At 51.8% G+C, this 25,490-nt stretch carries 22 protein-coding genes; 10 read left to right on the top strand and 12 right to left on the bottom strand.

Annotated elements, in window-relative coordinates:
- Positions 1–34: 34 nt before the first annotated feature.
- Complete coding sequence (gene ppdK, locus KIS30_08255) at positions 35–2,716, top strand: pyruvate, phosphate dikinase (GenBank protein ID MBX8646732.1); 2,682 nt, start codon at positions 35–37, stop codon at positions 2,714–2,716.
- 9 nt (positions 2,717–2,725) lie between these two features.
- Here the strand turns inward: ppdK and KIS30_08250 are convergent, their stop codons facing one another.
- Both KIS30_08250 and KIS30_08245 read right to left on the bottom strand, forming a co-directional pair.
- A complete protein-coding gene (locus KIS30_08250; GenBank protein ID MBX8646731.1) occupies positions 2,726–3,466 on the bottom strand; it encodes a DUF835 domain-containing protein in 741 nt (246 codons plus the stop codon).
- Between the two features lie 63 nt (positions 3,467–3,529).
- A complete protein-coding gene (locus KIS30_08245; GenBank protein MBX8646730.1) occupies positions 3,530–4,372 on the bottom strand; it encodes a class I SAM-dependent methyltransferase family protein in 843 nt (280 codons plus the stop codon).
- 86 nt (positions 4,373–4,458) lie between these two features.
- Between KIS30_08245 and KIS30_08240 the strand changes: the two genes are divergently transcribed.
- A complete protein-coding gene (locus tag KIS30_08240) occupies positions 4,459–5,178 on the top strand; it encodes a hypothetical protein (GenBank protein ID MBX8646729.1) in 720 nt (239 codons plus the stop codon).
- Between the two features lie 10 nt (positions 5,179–5,188).
- Here the strand turns inward: KIS30_08240 and KIS30_08235 are convergent, their stop codons facing one another.
- Together KIS30_08235 and KIS30_08230 are read right to left on the bottom strand one after the other, a co-directional pair.
- Complete coding sequence (locus tag KIS30_08235) at positions 5,189–6,355, bottom strand: NAD(P)/FAD-dependent oxidoreductase (GenBank protein MBX8646728.1); 1,167 nt, start codon at positions 6,353–6,355, stop codon at positions 5,189–5,191.
- Between the two features lie 30 nt (positions 6,356–6,385).
- Positions 6,386–7,402, bottom strand: a complete 1,017-nt coding sequence (locus KIS30_08230; protein MBX8646727.1) for an aminobenzoate oxygenase — start codon at positions 7,400–7,402, stop codon at positions 6,386–6,388.
- A gap of 149 nt (positions 7,403–7,551) precedes the next feature.
- Between KIS30_08230 and KIS30_08225 the strand changes: the two genes are divergently transcribed.
- The 4 genes from KIS30_08225 (at position 7,552) to KIS30_08210 (ending at position 11,053) form a co-directional block, all read left to right on the top strand.
- On the top strand, positions 7,552–8,355 hold the full coding sequence (locus tag KIS30_08225; protein MBX8646726.1) for an enoyl-CoA hydratase/isomerase family protein: 804 nt from the start codon (positions 7,552–7,554) through the stop codon (positions 8,353–8,355).
- 154 nt (positions 8,356–8,509) lie between these two features.
- Positions 8,510–9,265, top strand: a complete 756-nt coding sequence (locus KIS30_08220; GenBank protein ID MBX8646725.1) for an enoyl-CoA hydratase/isomerase family protein — start codon at positions 8,510–8,512, stop codon at positions 9,263–9,265.
- 147 nt (positions 9,266–9,412) lie between these two features.
- Complete coding sequence (locus KIS30_08215; protein ID MBX8646724.1) at positions 9,413–9,754, top strand: PadR family transcriptional regulator; 342 nt, start codon at positions 9,413–9,415, stop codon at positions 9,752–9,754.
- 39 nt (positions 9,755–9,793) lie between these two features.
- Positions 9,794–11,053 (top strand): Nramp family divalent metal transporter, encoded by a 1,260-nt coding sequence (locus KIS30_08210; GenBank protein MBX8646723.1) that lies wholly within the window; start codon positions 9,794–9,796, stop codon positions 11,051–11,053.
- On the opposite strand, the gene KIS30_08205 is transcribed toward KIS30_08210, so the two are convergent.
- The 8 genes from KIS30_08205 to KIS30_08170 all read right to left on the bottom strand — a co-directional run bounded on the left by KIS30_08205 (position 11,054) and on the right by KIS30_08170 (position 17,108).
- Entirely contained in the window at positions 11,054–11,284 is a 231-nt protein-coding gene (locus KIS30_08205; protein MBX8646722.1) for a hypothetical protein, read from the bottom strand.
- A 16-nt stretch (positions 11,285–11,300) separates the two neighbouring features.
- A complete protein-coding gene (gene fsa, locus KIS30_08200) occupies positions 11,301–11,945 on the bottom strand; it encodes a fructose-6-phosphate aldolase (GenBank protein MBX8646721.1) in 645 nt (214 codons plus the stop codon).
- 10 nt (positions 11,946–11,955) lie between these two features.
- Positions 11,956–12,909 (bottom strand): transketolase family protein, encoded by a 954-nt coding sequence (locus KIS30_08195; protein ID MBX8646720.1) that lies wholly within the window; start codon positions 12,907–12,909, stop codon positions 11,956–11,958.
- A gap of 5 nt (positions 12,910–12,914) precedes the next feature.
- The gene (locus tag KIS30_08190; protein MBX8646719.1) at positions 12,915–13,751 is read right to left on the bottom strand and encodes a transketolase; all 837 of its coding nucleotides are present in this window, start codon (positions 13,749–13,751) and stop codon (positions 12,915–12,917) included.
- 113 nt (positions 13,752–13,864) lie between these two features.
- A complete protein-coding gene (gene purN / locus KIS30_08185; protein ID MBX8646718.1) occupies positions 13,865–14,473 on the bottom strand; it encodes a phosphoribosylglycinamide formyltransferase in 609 nt (202 codons plus the stop codon).
- Between the two features lie 6 nt (positions 14,474–14,479).
- Entirely contained in the window at positions 14,480–15,214 is a 735-nt protein-coding gene (gene pcn / locus KIS30_08180) for a proliferating cell nuclear antigen (pcna) (protein MBX8646717.1), read from the bottom strand.
- Positions 15,215–15,390: 176 nt separating this feature from the next.
- Entirely contained in the window at positions 15,391–15,696 is a 306-nt protein-coding gene (locus KIS30_08175) for a transcription factor S (protein ID MBX8646716.1), read from the bottom strand.
- Between the two features lie 116 nt (positions 15,697–15,812).
- Positions 15,813–17,108, bottom strand: coding sequence for a hypothetical protein (locus tag KIS30_08170; protein ID MBX8646715.1), 1,296 nt, complete (start codon positions 17,106–17,108; stop codon positions 15,813–15,815).
- A 321-nt stretch (positions 17,109–17,429) separates the two neighbouring features.
- On the opposite strand from KIS30_08170, the gene KIS30_08165 reads away from it, so the two are divergent.
- The 4 genes from KIS30_08165 to KIS30_08150 all read left to right on the top strand — a co-directional run bounded on the left by KIS30_08165 (position 17,430) and on the right by KIS30_08150 (position 25,437).
- Complete coding sequence (locus KIS30_08165) at positions 17,430–18,662, top strand: amidohydrolase family protein (GenBank protein MBX8646714.1); 1,233 nt, start codon at positions 17,430–17,432, stop codon at positions 18,660–18,662.
- Positions 18,663–18,982: 320 nt separating this feature from the next.
- Positions 18,983–23,950 (top strand): hypothetical protein, encoded by a 4,968-nt coding sequence (locus KIS30_08160; GenBank protein MBX8646713.1) that lies wholly within the window; start codon positions 18,983–18,985, stop codon positions 23,948–23,950.
- 127 nt (positions 23,951–24,077) lie between these two features.
- Complete coding sequence (locus tag KIS30_08155) at positions 24,078–25,061, top strand: ABC transporter permease (protein ID MBX8646712.1); 984 nt, start codon at positions 24,078–24,080, stop codon at positions 25,059–25,061.
- A gap of 10 nt (positions 25,062–25,071) precedes the next feature.
- Positions 25,072–25,437, top strand: a complete 366-nt coding sequence (locus tag KIS30_08150; GenBank protein ID MBX8646711.1) for a hypothetical protein — start codon at positions 25,072–25,074, stop codon at positions 25,435–25,437.
- Positions 25,438–25,490: the final 53 nt, after the last annotated feature.

Raw genomic sequence — 25,490 nt, 5'->3', positions numbered from 1 at the left:
TTGAACGTATACTGTCCGATGAGGCTGTGGTTGAATGGTAAAGCGAAAACTTGTCTATCTTTTCGAGGAAGGAGACGCCGGGATGAGAAATCTGCTTGGTGGAAAGGGTGCCGGACTGGCAGAAATGACCAGACTCGGGCTGCCTGTTCCACCTGGTTTTACTATCACAACCAGGGTATGCAACTCATATTATGAACTCGACCGCAAGTTTCCGCCGGGACTCAGACGCAGGGTCATGGAGGCGCTTCATAAGACAGAGGCAAAGATGGAAAGGAAGTTCGGCGGGAAGGAAAAACCTCTGCTCGTTTCAGTGCGCTCGGGTGCGCGCGTTTCGATGCCCGGCATGATGGACACCGTTCTCAATCTCGGCCTCAATGACGCGACAGTAGCGTCGATCATAGCCGAAACCGGTGACGGCAGATGGGCATATGACACATACAGACGGTTCGTTCAGATGTACGGGAATGTTGTCATGGGTGTGGAGCACCATGTATTCGAAGAGTTGTTACAGGAAGCAAAACGCGCGAGAAGCGTGAAGCTCGACACCGATCTCAACGAGGAGGAACTGAGGCAGCTCGTTGGCGCATACAAGGCCAGGATAGGCGAATTGACAGGCAAGCCTTTTCCGGAAGATCCTATGGAACAGCTGTGGAATGCAATCGGGGCGGTGTTTGAGTCATGGAACAACAAGCGTGCCGTCACATACAGAAAGCTTAACGGCATTCCGGAAGAATGGGGAACCGCCGTTACGGTTCAGTGCATGGTGTTCGGCAACATGGGCGATGACTGTGCCACTGGTGTCGCCTTCACCAGGAACCCCTCCACCGGAGAGAACAGATTCTACGGCGAATTCCTGACCAATGCCCAGGGCGAAGATGTCGTCGCAGGCATCAGGACTCCCCAACCGATAAACAGGGATGCTTCCCGACCTGGTGTATCGCTCGAGGAAAGGATGCCCGAAGCGCATGCGAAGCTGATTGAAATCAAAACGCTTCTGGAGTCCCATTACCACGATATGCAGGACATCGAATTTACGATTCAGCGCGGAAAGCTTTATCTTCTGCAGACGAGGGCAGGAAAGAGAACTGCACAGGCGGCAGTGAGGGCTGCAGTGGAGATGGTGAGCGAAGGACTGCTGACAAAGGAACAGGCTCTCATGTCTGTAAACCCTTCGACACTGGAGCAGCTGCTGCATCCGGTGTTTGATGAAACTGCGCAGCGAACAGAAATAGCCTCGGGACTCCCAGCTTCTCCCGGCGCTGCATCCGGTAAGGTGGTGTTCGACGCGGAGCAGGCCGTGGCGCTTTCCTCCGGAGGCAGTAAAGTAGTGCTCGTCAGGAACGAAACATCGGCAGATGATATACACGGCATGGCTGTGGCACAGGCCATACTGACCGCAACTGGCGGCATGACCTCTCATGCGGCCGTGGTCGCCAGAGGCATGGGTAAGTGCTGCGTTGTGGGATGCTCCGAACTTTCCATCAACAGCGCCAGCGGCACGTTCAGGGCCAAAGGCGGCAGGGTGGTCTCAGCCGGCGACTACATAAGCGTGGACGGAACGGCAGGGCTCGTTTATCTCGGTGAACTGCCAACAAAGGCAGCGGAGCTGGATTCTTATTTCGATACGTTCATGAAATGGTCGGACGAAATCAAAACCATGGGGATACGGGCCAACGCCGATCTGCCTGAGGACGCAAGGATTGCACGAAAATTCGGTGCGCACGGCATAGGTCTGACAAGAACGGAACACATGTTTTTCGGGGAAAAGAGATTGCCGCACATGCGCCGCATGATACTCGCGAACACGACAGATGCCAGGAAAGATGCGCTGAAGGCGCTTCTGCCCTATCAGAAGGAGGATTTCATGGGGCTGTTCCGTGAAATGGGCGAATATCCGGTAATCATAAGGCTGCTCGATCCTCCGCTTCATGAATTCCTTCCAAAAGGGACTGAAGAGGTGTCAAGACTCGCGGCGGATATGGGTTTAGCACCGGAAGAGGTCAGTGCAAGGACGGTCGCGCTTCATGAATTGAATCCAATGCTCGGGCACAGGGGCTGCAGGCTGGCAGTAACCTTCCCGGAAGTCTACGAAATGCAGTACAGGGCGATATTCGAGGCTGCCTGCGAACTGAAGAAGAACGAAGGCATCGAGGTGACACCGGAAATAATGATACCGCTTGTTGAAGGACGGGAAGAGATCGACCTGCTCAGACCCCAGATCGATGCGGTGGCGGCTGAAGTCATGGGAGCGCACGGCGTCACACTGAAGTATATGGTCGGAACGATGATTGAACTTCCCAGGGCCGCAATCCTCTCCGACGAGATTGCAAGGGTCACGGACTTCTTCTCGCTCGGCACCAATGATCTGACACAGACAGTGCTCGGACTGAGCAGGGACGATGCAGGCAGATTCCTGCCAGACTACGTGGCCAACAATCTGCTGCCATCGGATCCGTTCCAGAGCATAGACGTCAAGGGCGTAGGCGCCATGGTCAAGATGTGCATCCAGAAAGGGAAGAAGGTAAAGAGCAACCTCGAAATAGGCATATGCGGCGAGCATGGCGGCGATCCCAGTAGCATCGACTTCTTCCAGGTTGCCGGACTGGATTACGTCAGCTGTTCGCCGTACAGGGTGCCCGTCGCAAGGCTGGCGGCCGCTCAGGCTGCAATAAAATTCGGCGGGAAGGGCGCAAAATCGGGGACAGATCAGGACTGAGTGCAGCGCTCAGACTGTCAGACTCATTTCCTTCTCGAGCAGCCTGTAGTCTCTGTCTTCAATCGTCTGCGGATCGACAGTGATGATGAAGTAGCCGCTGCTGTACTCGGTCTGCTCGTTCACCATCTGTATGAATCTCAGCACCGGCCTGAATTCATACTGCGTCACGAGGTACTCGAGCCCTTCCAGTATGACTATTCCGCCTTTCACGCGACTGTAAAACGAGCGTATCTCCGCCGCGAGGTTCGGCAGGTTGTTTCTTATCAGGTATCTTCTGTCTCCCTGCACTATTTCGTCCTTTTCAATCTTGGTCAGCCAGATAAATGTTGTTTTGCCTGCATCCAGATGATATTTCTCTATTACCCTGGAAGGATCGGTACGTGTGACGGACATGCCGGCCGAACCGCCGGAGAGCATCGAAGCGAAAATTGAAAACGCCCTGTCAGGTCTCTCCTCCCTCACCACGATTGAACTGCCTGCCCTGATTGTAAACTCCGACGGCACTTCCCTGTTCGGTTTCGTCAGAATCACGCCGAACATCTTCTGCAGTTCCTGTCTCTTTACGTCGACGGTCTGCTGGATCATGTTCTTCCTCGTTCTGGCGAGGATCTGCAGCTCATGCGGCGAATATGCCCTGGTCCCGAAAGAGAGAACTTCTGTCCACACTTCATTCAGGGCGTCTTCAAATCCCTTGAGATAACCCCGTGCATAGTCTTCGCGCTCTCCCATCGGAAACCTTCTCGTATTCAATTCGCTTTTACTACTAATTACTTTTTGGAAGCCAAGACTCCCGGCGCGCTCACAGTCAGTTCATCAGCAGACAGTGAGGTCCGCGACCATGTGGTCGAAAAGAGCAGAGTATCCCTTGACTTTGCGCACCGATGAAATAGTCACCCTGCCACCGCCGTAATGTGCCGTCAATGTCTCTTTCCACTCGCTCAGGGCGTTGCGGCGCACAGCCTCATGCATATGAATCGTGGCGCCTTTTCTGCACATGCTTATTGCATGGCCGAGCCACTCGCCTGTGTTCATCAGATATCCCATGATCACCCTGTCCGCTCCCTTCACGTCGAGTAGTCTGTTGTCTATGTTCAACGCATCATAAACATCCTGAACGCCGTTTGCCTCGATCGTTTTCAGCAGATAGCGGTACGTCGCTTCGCTTGCCTCTGAAGCCACTATTTTCGCTGGAGCAGAGTGCACCGCAATTGGCATGGAAAGATGTCCGATACCGGCGAACATATCCACGATTGTTTCACCATCGCAGTCGAGACCGGCCATTCTGATGCGCTCATCATGATTGGCGGACGAAAACATCACGGTCGAGACGTCTATGACGTAATTGACGCCGTTCTCATGATGCACGGTCTCACCGTCGTGGCCGTATATCCGGTGAAGCGCCGGCCTCCTGTATGTGCCGCTGATCATACCGTCCACCGCAAACACGCTGTCGGCTCCAAGCGCTTCAGCATAGGCCTCGCCCACCTGATCGTCAAACGGTTCCAGTTCCTTCCTGAGTTTCAGTATGACAACCTTCCCGATCATCTCCCACTTCCCTGGAAGGAGCTTTTTAAGTTCAGGCGGCACGTTCGCAATTGACACCGCCTTAGTGTAAGGCGTCGATCTGGCGACGCCGCCTGTCTCACTGCCGCCCATCGTTCACCGGCCCTCGACCGCCGGCTCATGCCCGGGCATGCCGCGTTTCGGCGAGTCTTTAATATGTGACACAAAATCATGAATTCGTGCTACGCAATAAGCTTTTGACTGTCTGCGCCGCAATTCTTCTGTTCCTGCCCTTCGCATCTCCAGCCTATGGACAGCAGTCGTACGCAAACGGAATGATACGGTCGGTTTCATCACCCGATATCCAGCCCGGACAGAGCGGCACGCTCAACGTCGAGGTTCAGAATGTATTCAACAGCAGTATAACCGAAGTATTGCTCACACTGACTGTTTATGCATTTGTGGACGGCTCTTCGTTCGTTCCCGTGCCTTCATCATCCGTTACCTCTTCCCGCCTGCCATATTTCATCGGCACGGGACAGCCTGCAGAAACGCTGACAGCCAAATCGATCGGGGCCGGTGCCCTTCACAATTTCACGTTCCCGTTCCAGACGGATTATAACACGCTGCACGGTACGTTTTTCAACGAAGGGACATACATGGTGTCGATGTCGCTCACCTTTCTCATCGTATCCACTGTGTACAGAATGGCTTCAAAAGGTTATTTCTCTCCTGCCCAGTGGCAGAAAATATACGTTCAGAACGGCAGTTCCGCTTCTCTGAACTACACCTATCTCAACAACACGCTTGGTTTTGCAGGGATACTCCCGGATACTTCCTTCGGTGTGAATACGCCTGCGCCATGGTCCATTTTCTTTGCATCAGGCGTGCTCGCAGCCGGATTCGCGGCTGCCGCCGCCCTCTCCTTCAGAAGAACCCACAGGCGCAAGCGCAGCTGATGCCGAACCATCACAGAAGCGCCTTTATCAGCTGCGGCGAATATCTTAGCAGTCCCGGAGCTCTGGAGAGGACGAGAGGCGAAAGTTCCGTCGGAAAATCTATGTCGCCTTTGCTGAGGAGATCCTTCAGAGAACTCTCTTCAAGGGTCCTGAACAGCATGTCCAGGTGCCTGTCGTCCATTTCCAGGAATATCTTCCTGACAAGGGAAGCCCGTTCCAGCTCCCTGCCGATCCCCCTCTTCCACTCCTTTTCGTACCGTGAGAGGAATCTGCGGCTGAAATCGCCGGATTCGAACGCTTCCAGGGCTATGCCTGCTGCTATATCTGCAGCAGCCATTCCCGTGAATATGCCTCCGCCTGATATCGGTTTGGCCTGCCCTGCCGCGTCGCCTATGAGCATGACGCCGTCGTCCACCATCCTCCCCCTGTTGCCGAGCGGAATGGGTCCGGCAGTTATGTTCAGCGTCCTCTTCACGCCCAGCTTCTTCAGAAACCGTTCGAAGTAGAGGGATGCCGGCGCATCGGTTACTGCTGTCCCAAGTCCGATGCGGGTGAAGTCACCCGAAGGTATCACCCAGGCGAAGAAGCCCGGCGCGATGCCGCTGCCGAAATAGAGGCGCACAGCATCTCCCCTGTTCAGTTCCCCAGCAAACGCATCTGTCTGAACGCAGGAAACCATCTCTTCATACCTTGCCAGTCTGAATGCCCTCGAAACAGACGAGGACATGCCGTCTGCGCCTATGAGCAGTCTGCATTTCACCTTTTTTGCCTCACCATGGTGCATAAAGGATATGACAAGATGCCCGTCCTGTCTTTCGGCGCCGGTGAATGTGGCGCCGAGGATCATGTCTGCACCGGCTCTCGCCGCTTTCCCCGCAAGATGGATGTCCAGGCCGCTCCTGTCAATCACATATCCCTTGGGTTCAGTGCCGGAGAGAGAAAGCTCGTTTCCAGAAGGCGAATGGAATCTCACGGAATTTATGACGTTGAACCATGAAGGCAGCGCGCTCATTTCAATCACACGCGGACTGACGAGGCCGGAACACTGCACCGGTTTCCCAATTTCGAAGTTTTCCTCGAGCAGCAGCACGCTTCTTGTGCCGGCCGAAGCTGCCGCGAATCTGCTTCCTGCGGGGCCAGCTCCCACCACTACGATGTCGTATTCTGAACGGTGCATGCGCACATCACCATGAAGTTATCCGGCCTGTCAGAAGACAGGTATCACTTCGTCTCCGTCAACATCGCCCACATCTTCTCCGCTTATTCCAAGCTCCGGGATCTCGGGAAGCCGTATGTCATATCTCTTCAGAGACGCACCGACCTTGAGAACGGCCGATCGCCAGGCTTCCTCTTTTTCGCCGATGAAAGGGATGCCAAGACCTGCATCCCTCGCTATGTCCTCCATTTTCCCGTTCACTTCACCAAAGTAGTGCGGAAGCTTCCAGAATGTGTTGGACGTTGTAGGCAGCTTGTATGTAATGAGCGAGAGGAAGATAAAGCCAGCTTTAATCTGCCTGGTGACTAGAGCCTTCCTCTCCTTGTTCATCTTCCCGGCGCCGTCGGCCATCACGAGTTGAGTGAACGCATAGTGTCTCGTTTCATCCCTTGCTATGTTGCCAAATGCCTGGCTGAATGTTTCCACCTTCGTGTTCTTCGACATCTGGGTGAATACGGTAGTTGCCGCAGCCTCGCCCATCATGAAAGACGTGAACAGCACATCGGTACTGTACTTGTTGTAGGAATCCAGATACGCCTTCCAGTATCTGGCACCGTTGTACCACGTCCAGAGTATGTTGGCCTGAGCCCTCGCCTCCAGGTCATTTGCCGGTTTGAATTTCGTCGGAAAACCAGGGCACAGTTTGTTTATGCACATGCCGCACACCATGTTGTGCCTGTTTTCGTCATATGCGATGGTATTCAGCAGGCACCGAACTGCTGTCTTTTCCTTGAGTTCGTGAGCTTTCACGACGGCGTAGGAAAAGACGGGATTGGCATTATCGAACGTGGAAAGAAGTGCCCACCAGTATGCCATGGCCAGTCGCTCCTTTCTCTCCAGTCCGGAAACAAAATCATCCAGTTTCGCCCAGTCAAGCGAGGACTCGTCCCACTGTTCCCTCTTTGACCTTTCGTACAGCCTCCATTCGAAATCGCCGGTGAACTCCCACTCAGCGGGATAGATGTTATTCGGCGGAAACTCCGGAAGCTCCACCTTTTCCTTTTTCATGATGGAAGGAGATAGTGCTGTAGAAGCTATAAATAATACAGTGAACTGGCCTGACGATTCTGCGGTTCGGGCGCCAAAAACATTTATTCGAAAGGATATAAGGTCATCACCTGCATGAAACCATTCGGGCTCATGATTTCAATTGCAGGGTGATACAGGACGTGGTTCCGGTGAACGATACAGTTTCAACAGAAAAGAAGGGCAGTGTATGCACTATCAGACTGAACAGGCCTGAGAAGCTGAACTCAATAAACATGGCAATGGTGCAGGGGCTTGTCGATGCTCTAGATCGGTGCGCAGCAGATAGAGAAATTCGCGTGGTCGTTCTCACGGGAAACGGAAAGGCATTTTCGGCAGGCGCGGACGTGAAAGAACTTTCAGGCATGTCTGTCTCCGAACTCGTCCGGGGCGGCCATCTGCCGCTGTGGGACTGCATAAGGCGTTTCAGGAAGCCGCTGATCGCGGCAATAAACGGCGCAGCGGTCGGAGGAGGACTCGAGCTTGCTATGGCATGTGACATCTGCATTGCCGGCAGAAGCGCAAAGTTTGGTCAGGCTGAAATAAATCTCGGCATAATGCCGGGCGCCGGCGGAACGCAGAGACTGACACGTGCGATAGGCAAGTCCAGGGCAATGGAACTCGTCCTTTCCGGCAAGCTGATCGATGCTGCAGAAGCAGCGTCCTGTGGCCTCGTAAGCCGTGTCTGCGAAGACGAGCTGCTGATGGAAGAGGCACTAACTCTCGCCGCACAGATTGCTGAGCGGCCGGTGTTCGCGCTTGAGCTCGCAAAGGAGAGCGTAAACAGGGCGCATGAAACCACGCTCACCCAGGGACTGGAACTGGAACGTAAGAATTTCATTCTCTCCATTTCACATCCCGACGGAAAGGAGGGCATAAGTGCGTTTCTGGAAAAGCGGAAGGCAAAGTGGAATGAGCCCGATTCCTCGGTCTGAATGGCAGGAGACTGGTGCACCGGACGCATAAACAGAAGACGCAACAATCGTGATATACTCAGGGAATGGTTAACAGGCTGACGTGTGACGCACTGCTCTTCGTCGCAGCGCGTCCGATTGAGCGCCTGCACGCACCGTCGTGTCGGATGAGAAAATGCATACACTTTCCTGTTCAAAGGATGGCCATATCGAGACAATCGCATTGAACAGGCCGGAAAAGCTCAATGCACTGAGCAGTGAAATGCGCTCCGAGCTTCACGAGGAATTGCGCAGGGCCAACGGAGACGATGATATCAGGGTCGTGCTGCTGACCGGAAGCGGAAGGGGCTTTTGCGTAGGTGCCGACCTGTCCTCAGTAAGCAGCGATCTGAAGACGGATCTTAGAGACACTTTTCATCCGCTGCTGAGGGAGATTCGTTTCGGCAGGAAGATATTTGTCTGTGCGGTCAGGGGAGTGGCTGCAGGAGCGGGTTTGAGCCTGGCTGTTGCATGCGATTTGCGCTTTTCCTCTCCGGACGCAAGATTTGTCACGGCATTTCACCGCATCGGTCTGGCGCCTGATACCGGCCTCTCGTTCATGCTGCCCCGCCTGATGCCTGCCGCCGCAGCTTTCGATCTGCTGTTGAGAGGAGGAGAATTTTCCGCAGCACAGGCTGCTTCCTGGTCTCTGTTCTCTGTATCCGACGATCCGCTCAGCGAAGCGATGAAAGCCGCGCATGAAATTTCAACCGGACCATACCGTTCGTTTGCAGAGAGCAAGCGCCTTCTCAATGCATCGCTTTTCAAAGGAATGGGAGAATTCCTCGATCTGGAGGCAGAGGTGCAGGGAGAGCTCGGTCACACGCACGACTTTGACGAGGGCCGTTCGGCTTTTTCCGCAAAGCGGCAGCCGGAATTTACCGGCCAGTAGGTATGGCGTTTCCCGCCACGCTGAAACGTCTGGAAAATGTTCTTGAGTTTGTTATTCTGTAGCGTGAAAGTTCTCCGCAATCTTTAATATCTGAGACAGATATCTATTATTGTTATCTAAAATAGATATTAATCCGGGGAGAAGACGATGGATGAATTGACCAGATATATGGAACGGGGTCTGTTCAGGCCCTATGTACTGTGGGTATGCTCCAAATCGCCTATTTCTGGAACGGATCTGCTGAATGTGGAGCGCATGCACAACCACACACTGAGCCCGGGCAAGCTCTATCCTGTCCTCCACAAGCTGATGGATGAAGGGATGCTGGAGGAGGAAGAGCGAATAGAGCACGGAAAGGTGCACAAGTATTACTCAACAACCAGGCTCGGTGAGGAGATGCTCAGCAGACTTCGCACAGATCTTGGTCCGCCAATGAAGCATTTTCTGGAAGAGTGGCTGGATGCTTCAGGCGGCGCGGTTCCCACCTGACCTTCCGATCAGGCATTTCTGTAAAAGGCGACGATCTGAATGTTCAATTTCAAAAGCAGACGCAAGGAGAACAGCCCGCTTGGCAGCCTGCTGCGCCTCGTGGCTTACATGGGACCCGCCCTCATAGTCAGCGTCGCCTACGTGGATCCGGGCAATTTCGCCTCTGACATTGCAGCAGGCTCGAAAACAGGTTACGTGCTGCTCTGGGTAGTGTGGCTTGCGGGTCTTATGGCTATGCTGCTGCAGTACCTTTCCGGCAAACTTGGCATAGCAACGGGAAAATCGCTTCCTGAACTCGTCGGTCATTCTCTGAAGCGAAGGCGCTATATTTTACCGTACTGGCTGGGAGCGGAGGCGGCATCAGCCTCTGTCGACCTTGCAGAATTCCTCGGAACAGTCCTGGCACTCAATCTCCTGTTCGGCATTCCCTATATCGAAGCATCCCTCATTGGTGTATTCGACGTTTTTCTGCTCATTTATCTTGCAAACAAGGGAATGCGCAGGGTGGAACAGGCCTTCATGCTTTTCGTCGGTATGATTGGCGTCGGCTATCTCTACGAGCTGTTCCTTGCAAGACCGGGCCTGCACGCAGTCCTGAAAGGTTCGTTCATCCCCTCGGTGAATGCGGAATTCGCCGTCTTCATCATATCAATCATCGGCGCAACGGTGATGCCGCATGTGCTCTATCTGCATTCAGACCTCACGCGTAACAAGATCAGAGGCTCGGATCCGGCTGAAAAGCGGGAGATGCTGCGTTTCCACAAGTATGATACAATAATATTCCTCACCATGGCGTCATTCGTCAATGCCGCAATTCTTCTCGTTGCGGCGGGAAGCTTCTTTTCACGTCATCTCACATTCGTGCTGACGATTAACAGCGCATACGCGACACTCGTGCCGCTCTTCGGCCCGATAGCGGGCTATGCGTTTGTTGCCACACTACTCTGTTCCGGTCTCTCTTCCTCCACCACAGGGACCCTTGCCGGGCAGACAGTCATGGAGGGCCTCCTCGGAAGAAAAGTGAATCCATGGAAGCGGCGTATCGTCACCAGGATCATCAACGTTTTTCCGACAACATTCGCGTTGCTTCTGGGATTCAACCCGTTCTTCATACTGTTCTACAGCCAGGTTGTTCTGAGCATCATGATACCGCTGCCGATGATACCGCTCATACTCTATTCCGCAGACAGAAGACTCATGGGTCCCTTTGTGAACAGAAGGGTGACTACGCTGCTGGCGGTCGTCACAGCTTCGATAATAATCATGTTCAACGCCTATTACATCCTCACAGCTTTCTGATCACAGTACTCTGAAAAAGAGAAGCGCCGCAATGACTATCAGGACGATGATTGCTGCAACAATGACAAGCGTGATGTCAATGCCGCGTTTTTGCTCATTCTGAGCGGCCTGGGCTGCACGCACTTCCTCCTCCGTCATTTCCTCTACGCCGATGAGCCTGTCGAGCTCATCCACCCATTCGTCAAGACCGTCCCTCTCCTGCGGTTCCTGACTCCCTTCTCCGTCCTTCAATACGGCACCGCCCTTTTCACTTCGGCACCTTTTCCCAGTCCTTCAAAAATCGCTCGAGTCCCGTGTCTGTTAGCGCATGCTTCATCATCTGTTTCAGAACGGTGTACGGAATGGTGGACACATGTGCCCCGAGTCTTGCCGCTTCAATCACATGAATGGGATTGCGGACGCTTGCGACGAGTATCTCTGTCCTGAAATCATAGTGCCCGTATATTTCCGAGATTTCCCTGATGATCTGCATGCCCTCGTTCCCCATGTCGTCCAGCCTGCCTATGAACGGACTGACGTACGAAGCACCGGCCTTCGCCGCGAGCAATGCCTGATTCGCAGAGAACACTAGTGTCATGTTGGTCTTAATGCACTCGCCGTGCAGTGATTTCGCCGCCTTCAGCCCTTCCGGCGTCATCGGAACCTTCACGACGATCCTCCTGTTGATTTTGGCGAGCTGTCTTCCTTCCTTCATCATACCGTCGTAGTCGGTGCTGACAACCTCGGCATTTACAGGACCGTCGACTATTCTGCAAATCTCCTGCAGCACTTCGTCGAATTTTTTATGTTCTTTGGACACGAGCGAGGGATTCGTCGTCACGCCGTCTATCACACCAAGATCCCACGCCTCTCTGATTTCCGCAATGTTTGCAGTATCCAGGAAAATTTTCATAACGCCACGCTCACTGCCTCAGCTTCATGACCTTCACAACAGAGTCTACTATACCTTCTGCTGTAAGGCCGTATCTGACCATAAGCTCTTCCGCCTGTCCCGATTCCCCGAAAGTGTCATTGATGCCCAACTTCCATACCGGGACGGGATAATTGCCAGCAACTGCCGAGCACACGGCATCGCCGAGTCCATTGATGATGCTGTGCTCTTCAGCAGTCACGATGGCACCGGTCTTTCTTGCACATGCAAGAACGGTGCTTGTATCAAGCGGTTTTATCGTGCTCATATTGACGACGCAGGCGTCGACTCCACGCTCCCCGAGCATGGAGGACGCGCGCAGTGCAGCGTGAACCAGCTGGCCCGTGGCAATGATTGCAACATCCTTCCCGTCACGGAGTACCTGGGCCCTTCCAATCCTGAACGGAACCTGTCCGGCGCCAACGGGCGGCACGTCCGCCCTTCCGAATCTCATGTATGCCGGTCCCTTCATTCCGGCAAGTTCGAACGTCGCCTGATGTGTTTCAGCCGCATCCGCGGGGACGACCACAGTCATGTTCGGCAGGCCTCGCATCAGGCCAATATCCTCAAACATCTGATGAGTTGCTCCGTCAGGTCCGACGGAGAGGCCGGCGTGGCTCGCGACGATCTTCACATTTGCAGACGGATAAGCTATCGACTGTCTGATCTGATTGTAAGTGAGACCTGTTGCAAACACTGCGAAGGTTGAGGCGAACACAGTCTTCCCGGCCATCGCAAGTCCCGCTGCCGTTGCCATCATGTTCGCTTCAGAAACGCCGCAGTTGAAAAATCTGTCTTTGTATATCTTTCCGAAATCTGCAGTCCGTGTGGACACGGAGAGGTCGGCATCGAGCACCACAACGTCCTTGTCTTTTGCGCCGAGCTCTGTCAGCGCTCTGCCGTACTCCTTTCTCTGACTCTCAAGCTTCAGGCTACCCGCCTCCATCTCGGTCAGCCCGCCCTGTCCAGTTCCGCAAGTGCCTTTACCGTTTCCTCTGCCGTCGGCGCCTTACCGTGAAATGCGACGTTGTTTTCCATGAAAGATACGCCCTTTCCCTTTACGGTATTGGCTATTATCACCGTGGGTCGTCCTGTCTGCTGCAGCGATTTGCCGTAAGCATCGATGATTTCGCTGAAATCGTGACCGTTAATTGTTATGACATTCCATCCGAAGGCCCTCCACTTTTCCTCCAGCACGGATGTGTCAAGTATGTCTTTTGTGAAACCGTCATTCTGAATGCCGTTTCTGTCGACGAACGCTGTGATGTTGTCGAGTTTCCTGTATGCTGCAAACATCGCCGCCTCCCACGTTTCGCCTTCATCGTTCTCGCCGTCGCTCATCAGAACGACAATTCTTCGTTTCGTTCCGTCGAGTCTGGATGCAAGCGCCATGCCGCAAGCAACGGAGAGCCCCTGGCCGAGCGAGCCCGTGGACAGCTCCACTCCAGGCACTCCGGTATGTGCATGTCCCTGCAGCCTGCTGCCAAGCTTTCTTAACGTCATGAGTTCCGATTCGGGTATGTATCCGGCCTGCGCTAGAACGGAATAGTATCCGGGCGCCGCATGTCCTTTACTTAGTATGAAAATGTCTCTCCCTTCCCAGCGCGGATTCTTCGGATCGTGTTTCAGAAGCCCGAAGTAGAGTGCTGTCATTATGTCTGCGGAAGAGAGCGAGCCTCCGGGATGCCCGGAGCCTGCGGCATTCGTCATTCTTATAATGCTTTTCCTGACCTCTCTGGCAATTCGGCGAAGCTCAGGCACAGAGCGCGTTTCCGCAGAATGCTCCATCAACTGATTCCACACCCGCTTAAAGCGAATATATTCGTGTATATAATCTTTTGAACAATTTCCCTTTTAGTATACAATGAAATTTGTCTGTCGGTCAAGCCAACAGCAGCACTCTACTTCAACCGTCCGGGATGGTTCTCTTCCATCAATTTCTTTATGGCTTCCGGATATGCCATAAGCTCCTCCGCGTGCACCCTGTTCTTCAGGCTCTCGGCGTTGTCGCCGGGTAGCACGGGCACTCTTCTCTGTACGACTGTTGGGCCATCATCAACGCGCTCCGTCACAATGTGAACCGTACATCCGCTTTCTTTTTCACCCGCTGCAATCACCGCCTGATGAACATTTATGCCGTACATGCCCTTGCCTCCGAATTTCGGCAGCAAAGCAGGATGTATGTTCAGTATTAGGGGAAAAGAAGAAATGGTAGATGCAGGGAGTATTCGCAGGTATCCAGCGAGACAGATGATGTCCGGCTTCCTGATGCTGAGTTCGTGAAGAAGTCGCGCGTCATATTCCTGCCGCGGAACTGCTGCGGAATCTATGACAATGGATTCTATGCCCTCCTTCTCCGCCCTTTTCAGTGCAAATGCGGACGGTTTGTTCGATATCAGTGTTATGACTTTACCCTGCAGATAACCGCTTCTGCAGGCATTAACAATGGCCTGAAAGGTGGAACCATTGCCCGATGCCAGGACGCATATCCGGTATCCGCTGGAACTCATGGCAGTTCAGCTTTCTACCCTCGGTGCGAGAAGGTACTTCACACGTCCGCTGCCGCCGGCAATTTCAAATTCAAGTTTGACCGGATAGTTGTTGCCCAGGTTAATCTTGATTTCACTGTTGCCGGAAATGGCTTTGGCCATGTTGGAAAAGTAATCGAGAGGGAAGAGGCTGCGCACCTTCCCCTTTGATTCCAGCAGCTGAAGCTTATCCTTCGGGAGCCGGAAATCAACGGAGTCTGAATCGCCCTCTGAACTCATTTCAAAATAATCCTCGTCGGCAACCAGCGCGATATGATCGGAAACGCTCTCCGATGCCTTTATGCCGAAATTCAGCTCATCGGCGGAGATTTTCATCGTCGTGGGAAGCTCGATATTGGGCACTTTCGGATCAGACATGCCTGCCGTGTCTACAAGGCTCATCCTTCTCGTAACACTGCCTATTTTGATAATGAGCTGGTTTTTGTCTTCATTATGCTCCAGCTTGACCTCATCACCCGAATGGGCGAGTTTGAGTATATCCCTGAGCTTTTCAAGGTCTATTCCAAGTTCACATTCCTCTCCCTCGTACCCTTCAAACGCTTCCTTGGTAAGCGTGAGTTCAACCATCGCGACGTGAGCCGGGTCAACGGCTTTGAGCGATATTCCGTCTGCATCTATGTTGAACTTCGCCTCATCAACGAGTGTCGAAACCACTTCTACAATCTGCTTCAGTACTTCGGCTTTCACACTGGCTTTAAACATCTGTTAACTCCTTCTGCGGGTAGAATGCTATCAAAATATAATTGTTATGTCTGCTTGGGCTTAAAACCACTCTTCTGCATCGTCTGCCAAACTGTTATGCCGCAGGCGGGTTACTGCATCTGAAGGAGTATCGCGGTGCAACATCCAATCGCTCGCGCGTGTCTGCGTACAGCGACTCAATATTCTCTCCACGAGTAACTGCATTCAGTACACCTGTAGATCCTGGTTTCGGGTTCATCGGCGGCCCTTGTCTGTCTGAGCACCCAGTATGCTTCGTTGTTACCGCACCTGATGCATTTGATGTCTGTCTTGGGCAGTGTGTCGGATCGCCCTTCAACAATTAATAGCTCCCGGTCTGCGTTCATTTCGGAACGGACCGTGTTTTTGGAAGATTTACCAATGCCCTCTTCATTGCCGCATCTTCTGCATCTGAATTTCCCGTTTTCAGGGAACATAAGCGATTTGCACTTTGAGCAAAACATTCTGGTTCCTCTTAGATCAAAGACTACCTGCTCTTAACACTTTGCCATGGCTGAATGCCATGGCTGAATCGTCGGTGGTGCTTTGCCAGCCAAACCCGAAAACAGATGGTCTTTGACTAAAGAAGGTCCCACTGACTTGTCTTCTTCTCCTCTCTCTGAATATTTGGCTGCACGAATGTGCCTGAAGGTGCTCTTGCAGCGATCATGCTACCATGCTGAACACTTCGCTTCCCGACAGTGTTCAGGTAGTCTTTGCCCAGCGCCCTCTCGACGAGCTTCCGTGTGCTCTCTGCCTTGATCCTGTCCTTCCGCAGTGTTGACATGTCAACGCCGTCTGCGGCTCTGTGGAGCCTGACTTGTGGCGCCCCTGCGTACATTCTTGTCGACTTGTCCGCCTTTCCTGTATTCCGCATAATTGACGGTTTACCCGCATCTTCGGGCATCCTTCTCCGGTAGATGTTTTCCAGGGGAGGGGCGAAGTAGGCATCTTGTGGCTGACGGGGCGATGTGTTTGCCCCGGTCTGATAATCACTGTTCCGGGCATATTTGGCTTGCGGTCCGGGCATCCCACCCGGCGCCGCGCGCATCTCCTCAAACCTGCCACGGGGTTGCGCCTGCATCGTTCTTCCGGGTGAAGCATACGCGCCACCTCCTCCCGGCGGCAGGGACGGGTAAACGGGTGTCATGCTGTCAAATCCATACGGTCCTCTACTCCTCGCGGGAAAGAATGATCGAAGCATACCAAGAGGTCTTGTAAAGTTGATGTGCTGCCTCGGCGATTCCTGACCCCCGTCGCGCCCTGACACGAGTATGTTTGTCGTGGGCGCTCCAAATCTAGAGACGTACTCAAGCTCTCTCCTGCTCTGATCAGACAGTATGCCGCCGATATACGCAAATGCTATGGTTAAGAGGTAATTGCCAACCTTGAATGAGGCGGCTGTCCTCAACTCGTCTATGAATGAGCCGACATATGTCGTGGCGAAACTGATGTAAGGTGCCGCAATAGGAAGCTTTTCCAGGGCATCCTTGATAAGCACGTATGTCAGTAATGTTGCATTCTGGAATCTGATTGGAATCAGCCCCGTAGTAAGCGCCGAGGACAAACCGTAAAGAACCAGAACAGGAAGCATGGCCGCGATTATCGCACGCCACGGCGAGCCCGCCCGCCTGCCTCCGATGAAGCCACCTATCATCTGTCCTACAAGCGGTAGCCAGTAGAGCATCAGCGATATCATCAGAATGTACTTGGCAGCACTCCATATGCTGTATGGTTTATGCCCGGAACCAAGACCTGTTTTCTTTGCATTGTCCGTTTTTGGGAGCTGATAAACGGATGGAGCCTGACCAACTACTCCCTGTGGTATCCTGTACAGGTCTTCTTCGCTGAATGGCTGTTCGTAGTAATGCTTCAAAAATTACCACCGGTCCGACGTATGTCTGACGATATGATCTTCGTAATATTTAATCCTGACCCGTGTCGATATGATCAACGGCAGCGGCAGATTGCGCAACTTTTCAGTGCATGCGCGCGCTCTTTCTGAGGAAGCACCGTGATGTCAACTTTGTTCAGTACAGTGGACCGTTGCTGTTCTTGACTCTCTGTTAGCTTGTATCATCTGCCTTGCACATCGGCGTCTTCGCTAGCTATATGTCTGCGGAGGATTCTTCGCATCACCGTACAATGATTTTTATTATCTGCCCGTCATGTCCCGATCAGACCATCAGGCTGGTGCATGCACACGGATATTCTGATCAAGAACGGCATAACAGTTACACAGGATTCGAAAAGAAGTGTCGTTGAAGGGAACGTCTGGATCGAGGACGGCGTCATCTCAGAGATTGGCAAAGTGAGTCATACATCGGACGTTGTGATAGACGCCAAGAATGGTATCGTGATGCCCGGACTCATAAACACGCACACACATGTGGCGATGACAGAATTCAGGGGAATGGTCGACGACATAGTGCTCGAGGAATTCCTGGAGAAGACTTTCGAGCTCGACGCCCACAGGTCAGACAAATCCATAAGGGCATCGACCGAACTGTCTATCCGGGAAATGCTGATGAGCGGTACCACATCTTTTCTGGACATGTATTACGGCGAAGATCTGGTTGCGGAGGTCTGCAGGCATTTCGGTATCCGGGCCTTTCTTTCATGGGCAGTTCTCGACGAAGACAAAACCACGCAGAAAGGGAAGCCGATAGCAAATGCAGAACGATTCATAAGGGAGTGTCCGCGAAATGGATTGATTACGCCTTCAGTCGGTCTTCAAGGCGTGTACGCCTGTTCCCGCGAAACGTGCAATAGTGCCAAGGACATGGCCATTGCGCATAACACTCTGCTTCACACGCATCTTGCGGAAACAAGGCATGAAGTATACTCCCATCAGAGGGGGACTGGCATGAGGCCCGCAGAATGGCTCAACAGTTTTTCGTTTTTCGACGGCTGCGATATTGTTGCCGCACACGGCGCATGGCTGACCAAGGCGGAAATAGGTATGTTGAAAACGCATAACGTGTCCGTAGCTCACTGCGCCAGGTCTAACATGAAGCTCGGCTCGGGCATCGCGCCTGTGGTCGAGTTGAAGAATGAGGGAGTGAACGTATCCATAGGGACAGACAGTGCAACGACAAGCAACAATCTTGACATGTTCGAAGAGATGCGAACTGCTTCCCTTCTTCAGAAAGTCAATAAGTGGGACGCAGGACTGATGGATGCGCAAACTGTACTGGATATGGCAACGAGGGATGCAGCACAGTCCATATTGAAGGGAGATGTCATCGGCACGATTGAAAAAGGCAAGAGGGCAGACATTGTAATCCTCGACGCCTTAAGCCCACGTCTCCATCCCCTGACCAGAAGTAATGCACTCAACAATATCGTGTACTCTGCACAGGGATCGGATGTGGTCACAACGATTATCGACGGCCGGCTGCTTATGGAGAACAGGGAACTTAAAATATAGTGATTTCTTTCCTGCAGGTAGTGCTGGGAAACACCACTTCCATGGCATCGTGATAGCTGGAAGTTTGCAAACAAGGTTAGCTATGGTATTGTTAGCGATTTACGGATACACTGTGAGCGATCAATCTCAGTACTCATGAAAATACCGGCAGTGGTGAGATGAATAAACTCAAAGAGAGCATAGTTCTCCCTCTACGACTCTTTCGAATATTTATTCATAATGTTAAATAACAAACCTTTATCCCTATTGTTTAAATACAACTAATGCCATTTGGGGACTAAATTTTGTGTCTGAAAATGATAAAAATTGGGTTGATTGAAATGCAAAAGTCCAAGATAAGTATGTTCAGGCAGCCGCTTTCGATGAACGGTAAGACGAAAATAGCAATATCGATTCTGGCAGTCGCTGTGATGATGGGCGCTGCCTTTTTTGCAGGGGGTTTGAGCGCATACGCCGTGAGAGGTGCAGGACTTTCTGCCGCTTCAAAGGCAGCGACTTCCAGCGCTTCTTCGACCGCATGGACTTACCCTACTACCACGATGCAGGAACCTGGTTATACTAATGGTACCTATAACTGGGCAGCAACGGCATCTGTCGAACATCTTAACATTTATCTGGCGACTGATGCTTACAGTTTTGCTCTTCTGGACCAGGTTTACGATCCTCTTACCCAGCTTTCTCCGAATGCAACCCCCGCTGTCATGCCATGGCTCGCTACAAGCTGGTCTGAGGCGCCTGCGAGTGCAAATATGACCACTTTTGACCCGGTTACCGGGCAGACTATGCCAGTTGCATACATATGGACTGTTAATCTCAGGCCTGGTGTTCAGTGGACTGACTGGACGCCGGCAAATGCCGCCAGCACGTATACATTCAGCAACACCACTACATTCAACGCGTTCAATGCGTCCACAGGTGCTGTACAGTCTTACACTCATCAGTATAAGTGGCCGTCCGTAACGATGAGGACAGAATATGTCCAGTCGGCCGATGTTATCCTTACATGGAAGATACTGCAATCTTCACTTGACTTCAGCGGCGATTACATTAATGTGGTAAATGTTGTGCCTACAAGCAATCTTACAGTGCAGTTTTACCTCAGTGCACAGTCTGCGAGCTTCCTGTTTTACACTCTCGAATCTAGTGTTCTTCCATACCACATATGGGTGAATCACGACTTTGCCTCGTCGATAACCACCGCCTGGAACTACACAGGTGCCAAGAATGGTTATGACACATGGAATATGAATTACAATCCGACTACAGGCACTGCGTCGGGTCTCGTTGGTAGCGGTCCGTTCATGTTCAACGGCGGTTACGGTATGCCCAAGGGCAGCTGGATACCGGACGCATACTGGACCGAATATGTTAATCCTCACTACTTTGTCCAATACGGTCCTTCCTGGATGAGACAATATACCCCCAAGTTTTATGAACTTCACACTCCGCAGTATCTGTCTGTTTCTGCTGCAGCGACAGCTGAATTACTCGGACAAGTCGACACGATACAGTTCGGTCTGCCCCCGACGTTCCTTCCTACGATAAAGACGATGCCCAGTACCTACATTTATCACAAGAAATCGACCAGTTACGGGTATATGCAGCTCAACAGCTACTCTACAAATTCACCGTATAATGTAACTGCCTTCCGTCAAGCACTTAATTATGCAACGGACAAGGCATATCTCGCATCTGTTATTGATGAAGGATATGATGTGCTCGGTCAGCCTATAATTCCAGTATCCGACAGCGTCTGGCACAATTACAGCACACCCCAGTACTCTTACAATCCCGCTCTCGCCTGGAGTATGATAAACAGCACACCGGGTTTCTACTGGCATCCAGCAGTTAAAGGAACAACTTATCCACAACCCGGTCAGTGGTATTACGGAACATCGCCTACCAAAGCCACGGCCGTTACTGCCAATATGCAGATAACAGTCGCGAGCGAAGATCCACTGGGTGTTGAGGGTGCACTTATCATAGCCAAGGAATGGAACGCTATAGGTGTGCCTACGACAATTACCCAAGAGGCCTTTACCACACTCGTTTCCAACCTCATAACCTACTCATACAGCTCCATAAATCTGGGTATAACTGGCATATTCGGCGATCCTACCGGCGATTTCTTCTCCTTCTACAATTCAACGGTCGGTCTGGGCACGGGTTTCTATCTTGGTCCGTTCTCCAGCTTGACCATAAACGGAAAGCTTCTCACTGGAAGTCAGGTTGACAGCCTGATGAACAATCTCACCAATGAGTTGAATGTTCAGACAAATTTCTCTCAAAGGTTGTCGATTGCGTATGAGATCCAGGGAATAGCCGCACAGGAGTCGACTATGATTAATCTGGGTTACCCGATCGATATCCTGCCATTCACAAACTCTACCTTTACCGGCGTAATCAAGGACTCGCTTCCGTACCTGGGCTTCATGTACTGGAATTTCCTGTCTCTGCACCTCAGGACAGCCGTTGTTAAAGTGACTCCGCCCAAGACCGTTCCAATACAGCTTCATGTGGGTGTTGTAACCCCCGGAACTGTTTACTTCAATGGACAAATTGCAAATGCCACGATACAGGTCAGAAACCAGTACGGGCAGCCGGTCTCTGGTGCTGAGGTCGACGTAGGTTACTCTCCCCAGGGAGCACTTGTGAACATTACTTCATACAAACTGATCACAAATTCGGCAGGCGAAGCTGTATGGCAGTTTAAAGTTCTAGACAACAATCCGTTGATATATACTTCCGATTATGTGTCGGAAATCAACATATCTGCCGCGGCTGTCATGCCGCCGAGTTACACCGGGACTTCAGTTCCAGGAATCGGCTGGACACACGTAGCGGTATCCAGTCAGCCTGTTGCCTACAAAGTTGTTTCATCGCCGACGCTGGTGAATGGAGCCGGATGGAAAAAGATCGAGGTAGAAGTTTACAATCCGATGACAGGAGCTCCGATTTCCGGTTACCAGTACACGATTCAATCGCTGAACGGTGCAGTCTACATGCTTAACACCAGCGCGAATCAGAGCATTTCCAACACTTCGTCATACAATCCGGTTTACGGCTTCGGATTTGACAGCGCACCAATAACCAATCCTCTGATCGTCAACTCAACCATTCCTGTGACCAGTTCGGCAGTTCCCGCTCCGACATCTATGGCCTTCGACCCGGCAAGCGGACTGCTGTTTGTCGCAAGCAACTCTACAGGAGAGGTTTATGCAATCAATCCATCCAATCCTTCTGGAATACCTCAGATGGTGGGCAGCATAACTGTCGGAAAGAATCCGGATGCGCTGCTGGCCAATGGACTTGGTCAGCTGTACGTGGCAAACAAGGGCTCTGATAATGTAACAGTGATAAACACCACAACACTGGCAACCATGATGAACATATCCGTCGGCCTTGCACCTTCTGCACTTGCAATGAATGCGACAGGCTTCGTCTTCGTAGCCAACTACGGGTCCGACAACGTTTCAGTCATCAACACAACTGGTGTGGTCAATGCGACATATAAAGTGGGCACAGACCCGTCTGCGTTAGCGTTCAATGCGACAGGCTTCCTGGTGGTTGCCAATGAACTCTCAAACAATCTCACTGTAATTAACACGACAAGCGCAAAAGCGGTCACACCTATAACGGCTGGAGTTAGCGGACCTGACGCTCTCGCTGTCAACGCTTCCGGAGATCTGATGGTTGCTAACAAGGGAACCGGCAACCTGTCAGTGTATTCGGCTGCAGGTAACACTCCTATCGGCAGCGTACACGTGGGCACCTCGCCAGATTCAATTCTACCCGTTTCCGCTAACTACACGCTTGTTGCCAACGCTCTTTCAAACAATGTCACTGTCGTAAACACTACAATGATGAAAACAGTGTTTTCAAACCTTACAGGCATCGATCCTGTTGCACTGGCAGAGAGCCCAGCGAACCAGGTCTATGTGGCTAACATGAAGTCATACAACCTCACGCAACTTTCGATTCTTCCGGTAACCGGGACAATGAATATCACTGAAGTGAACGTCAACACTGTTCAGGACTACGGCCTTACCTCAATCTCCGGAGTTACGCCCGGCAACGGAACGATATCCGTACTCCTGAGCGCTGCTCCAACTACTAATTTCAGCGTTGCAGGCAGTGTTTTCGAATCTTACGTATTCCTGGGCAACTATGCTGCCGGCGGTGCTGTCGGAGGCATAGCCCCATACGGCACCATAGGTGAGATGACCTCTGCGACAAACAACAACCCGATTTTCGGTCCTGAGGGCTTTGGCGTTCAGCAACCGGTAGAGCTTCCGATTCAGGTTGAACAAACTACAGTCGCGCCAAATGTTTCAATCACTATGACTGTTGTGAACTCCACCATCTCTCCAAACGGTCAGACCACTGTAACACTAACCGTAACAAACTCAACCACCGGTAAGCCTGTGGCCAATTACACTGTAGTCGCTGCCAGCCAAAACGCGCTCGGTGCGAATCGCGGATTGCTCCTCAACAGTTCCGGTGTTGAACTTCAGGCATTCAATCCCAATGTCTTCTTCGGAAGTACCTATCTGCCAGGCATCTCTGTTGTTACTAATGCAACCGGCAACGCAAATCTGACCTTTACACCACAGCTGTATCAGCCCGCATATGCGCCAAGCGGAACCTTTGTTGGCTACAACATTGCACCATACACTGATAACTATCTCATACCCTACGACGAATTCCAGCTTTCCGCTGTTGGTATGGGCGGCGAGGTTGCCTCTGCTCTCGTTTATTCCAACCAGAGCGTGAATAGCGTTGCACCTTCGCCTGTCGTTGCCGCTTATATCTCAGGTGAGAGCTCAATAAACGGCGTCACAGTCCTCCCAGCTAACGGCACCTATACCATGTATGTCAATTCCACGCTAAATTCTGCCGCTGGCCCATCTGCATCAGGCGTAACCGTCTCTGTCAGCGTGAGTCTGGGAAATGTGAGTGTTTCCAGCGGTACTACTGCAAGCAACGGGAGCTTTGTGCTGCTCTATAATGCACCGAATGTGTCTGTTTTGACCGCAGTAACAATCAGTGTAACCACAAGCTCTGGAACCACTACACAGACAGTATACCTCGTTCCGCACTATGTAATTACAACAACGGTCACATCACCGCCTGTGACAAAGACAAAAACAGTTGTGTCTGTTCCACTGTATGCGTTTGGCCTTATCGGCATATTTGTCATACTGACTGTCATCTTTGCAGTCCTCTATGTTTCATCAAGAGGTAAAAAAGGCGGCAGCACTGGTGGAGGAAACACAACCAATCCCTGAATAGGTGAAACTTCTTGGAATTCCGGAGACCATTCTGTCTCCGGAAATTAATTATTTTCTAATAGCAAGACGAAGTATACGTGCCATCGGCAGTTGAAGGGTCAAAAGCTCTTGTGCGGTGTAATCAATGAATGTCTATCTCATTGCGCGAAAAATCATTCAGGCCTTGGTCTTGATTGTGTCCACCGTTATTTTCATTTATGTGATTTACAGACTCATGCCAGGAAATCCTGCTCAGCTGTTTCTAATCGGAGCGAGGGGAAAGAACGTCTCGAAGACAACCCTCGCCGCGATTGAAAAGTCTCTGGGACTTGCCGGGGGAAAGTGGAATTTCGCAAATTTTGTAATATATCTCAAAGATATGTTCACATTTAATTTCGGTTTTGACTATTACAGGGGCACCACCGTCTGGGATATTATCGCTTCATCGATGCCATATACCCTACTCCTGCTGGGAACGGCTGCGGTGCTTTCATTCCTGTTTGGCCTACCGGTAGGTATCATCTCAACATGGAAGAGAGGGAAAAGGAGCGAAGCTCTGATAAACACATCGAGCCTGATACTCAACTCGATTCCATTTTTCATCCTCGGCATTCTGCTCTATGTTTATTTTGTTGCGTATTATCACCTCTTTCCGGTGACCTCGGGTTTCAGTCCGTCTTATTTTCATCAATTCACGTTTGCTTCATTCGAGTACATTCTTTACAAAATGTCGTTGCCTCTCATCAGTCTGGTGGTAGTCGAGCTTGCGGCACACGTGCTGACAATGCGTGCCGCGATGGTTTCGGTGCTTGGCGAAGATTACATTGCCACTGCCAGGGCTAAAGGCGTACCGGAGAGAACAATAATGTTCCACCACGCAGCAAGGAATGCAATGATACCTGTTTCCACCAGAATGGCCCTTGAATTCGCCTTGCTGACGAGTGGTGCAGTCATCGTGGAAATAATTTTTTCCTGGCCCGGGATCGGCCACAAGCTTTATGAAGCGACGTTAACTGAAGACTATCCGCTCAGCGAAGGCGCCTTGTTTGTCATATCCATTATTGTAATCATAGCATATTCCATAATTGATTTCATTCACGCCTGGCTTGACCCCCGAATTAGCCTCTGAGGTGTTCCGGTTGGCAGACGCTGTAAGTCCAAGGGAAAAGAGTTTCAGACGAGAGCGTGCACATTTTCAATATCTGAGGTTCAAGAAGCAGTGGAAAGTTTACTACAGGTCGACTTACGGGAAGGTCGGCTTTTACATGCTGGTATTTTTTGTGGGGATGACGATTCTATCGCCTGTGCTTATATTCCACAATCCTCTCTCCTTCTATGCTCCCACCGAAGACACTTATTCCGCACAGCTGGAGCTGTCTGCACATTTGCCGGCGAGTTTTGCCGCCAATAGTACTATATATCCGCCGACTGCCTCCGCACTGGGAGCAGCGGGAAGTTATCTCGTTTACCACTACGCTCAACAGCGAGGCGTTCTATCTCGCTAAATACGTCGGCTCAGGCTTCGACCAGCATGAGCTCGAAAACTGGCTTCTGGATG

This window comes from Candidatus Sysuiplasma acidicola (assembly GCA_019721035.1).
Taxonomy (GTDB): domain Archaea; phylum Thermoplasmatota; class Thermoplasmata; order Sysuiplasmatales; family Sysuiplasmataceae; genus Sysuiplasma; species Sysuiplasma acidicola.
The sequence above is the reverse complement of the archived record's forward strand: the minus strand, read 5'-3'. Positions and strand labels throughout refer to the sequence as shown.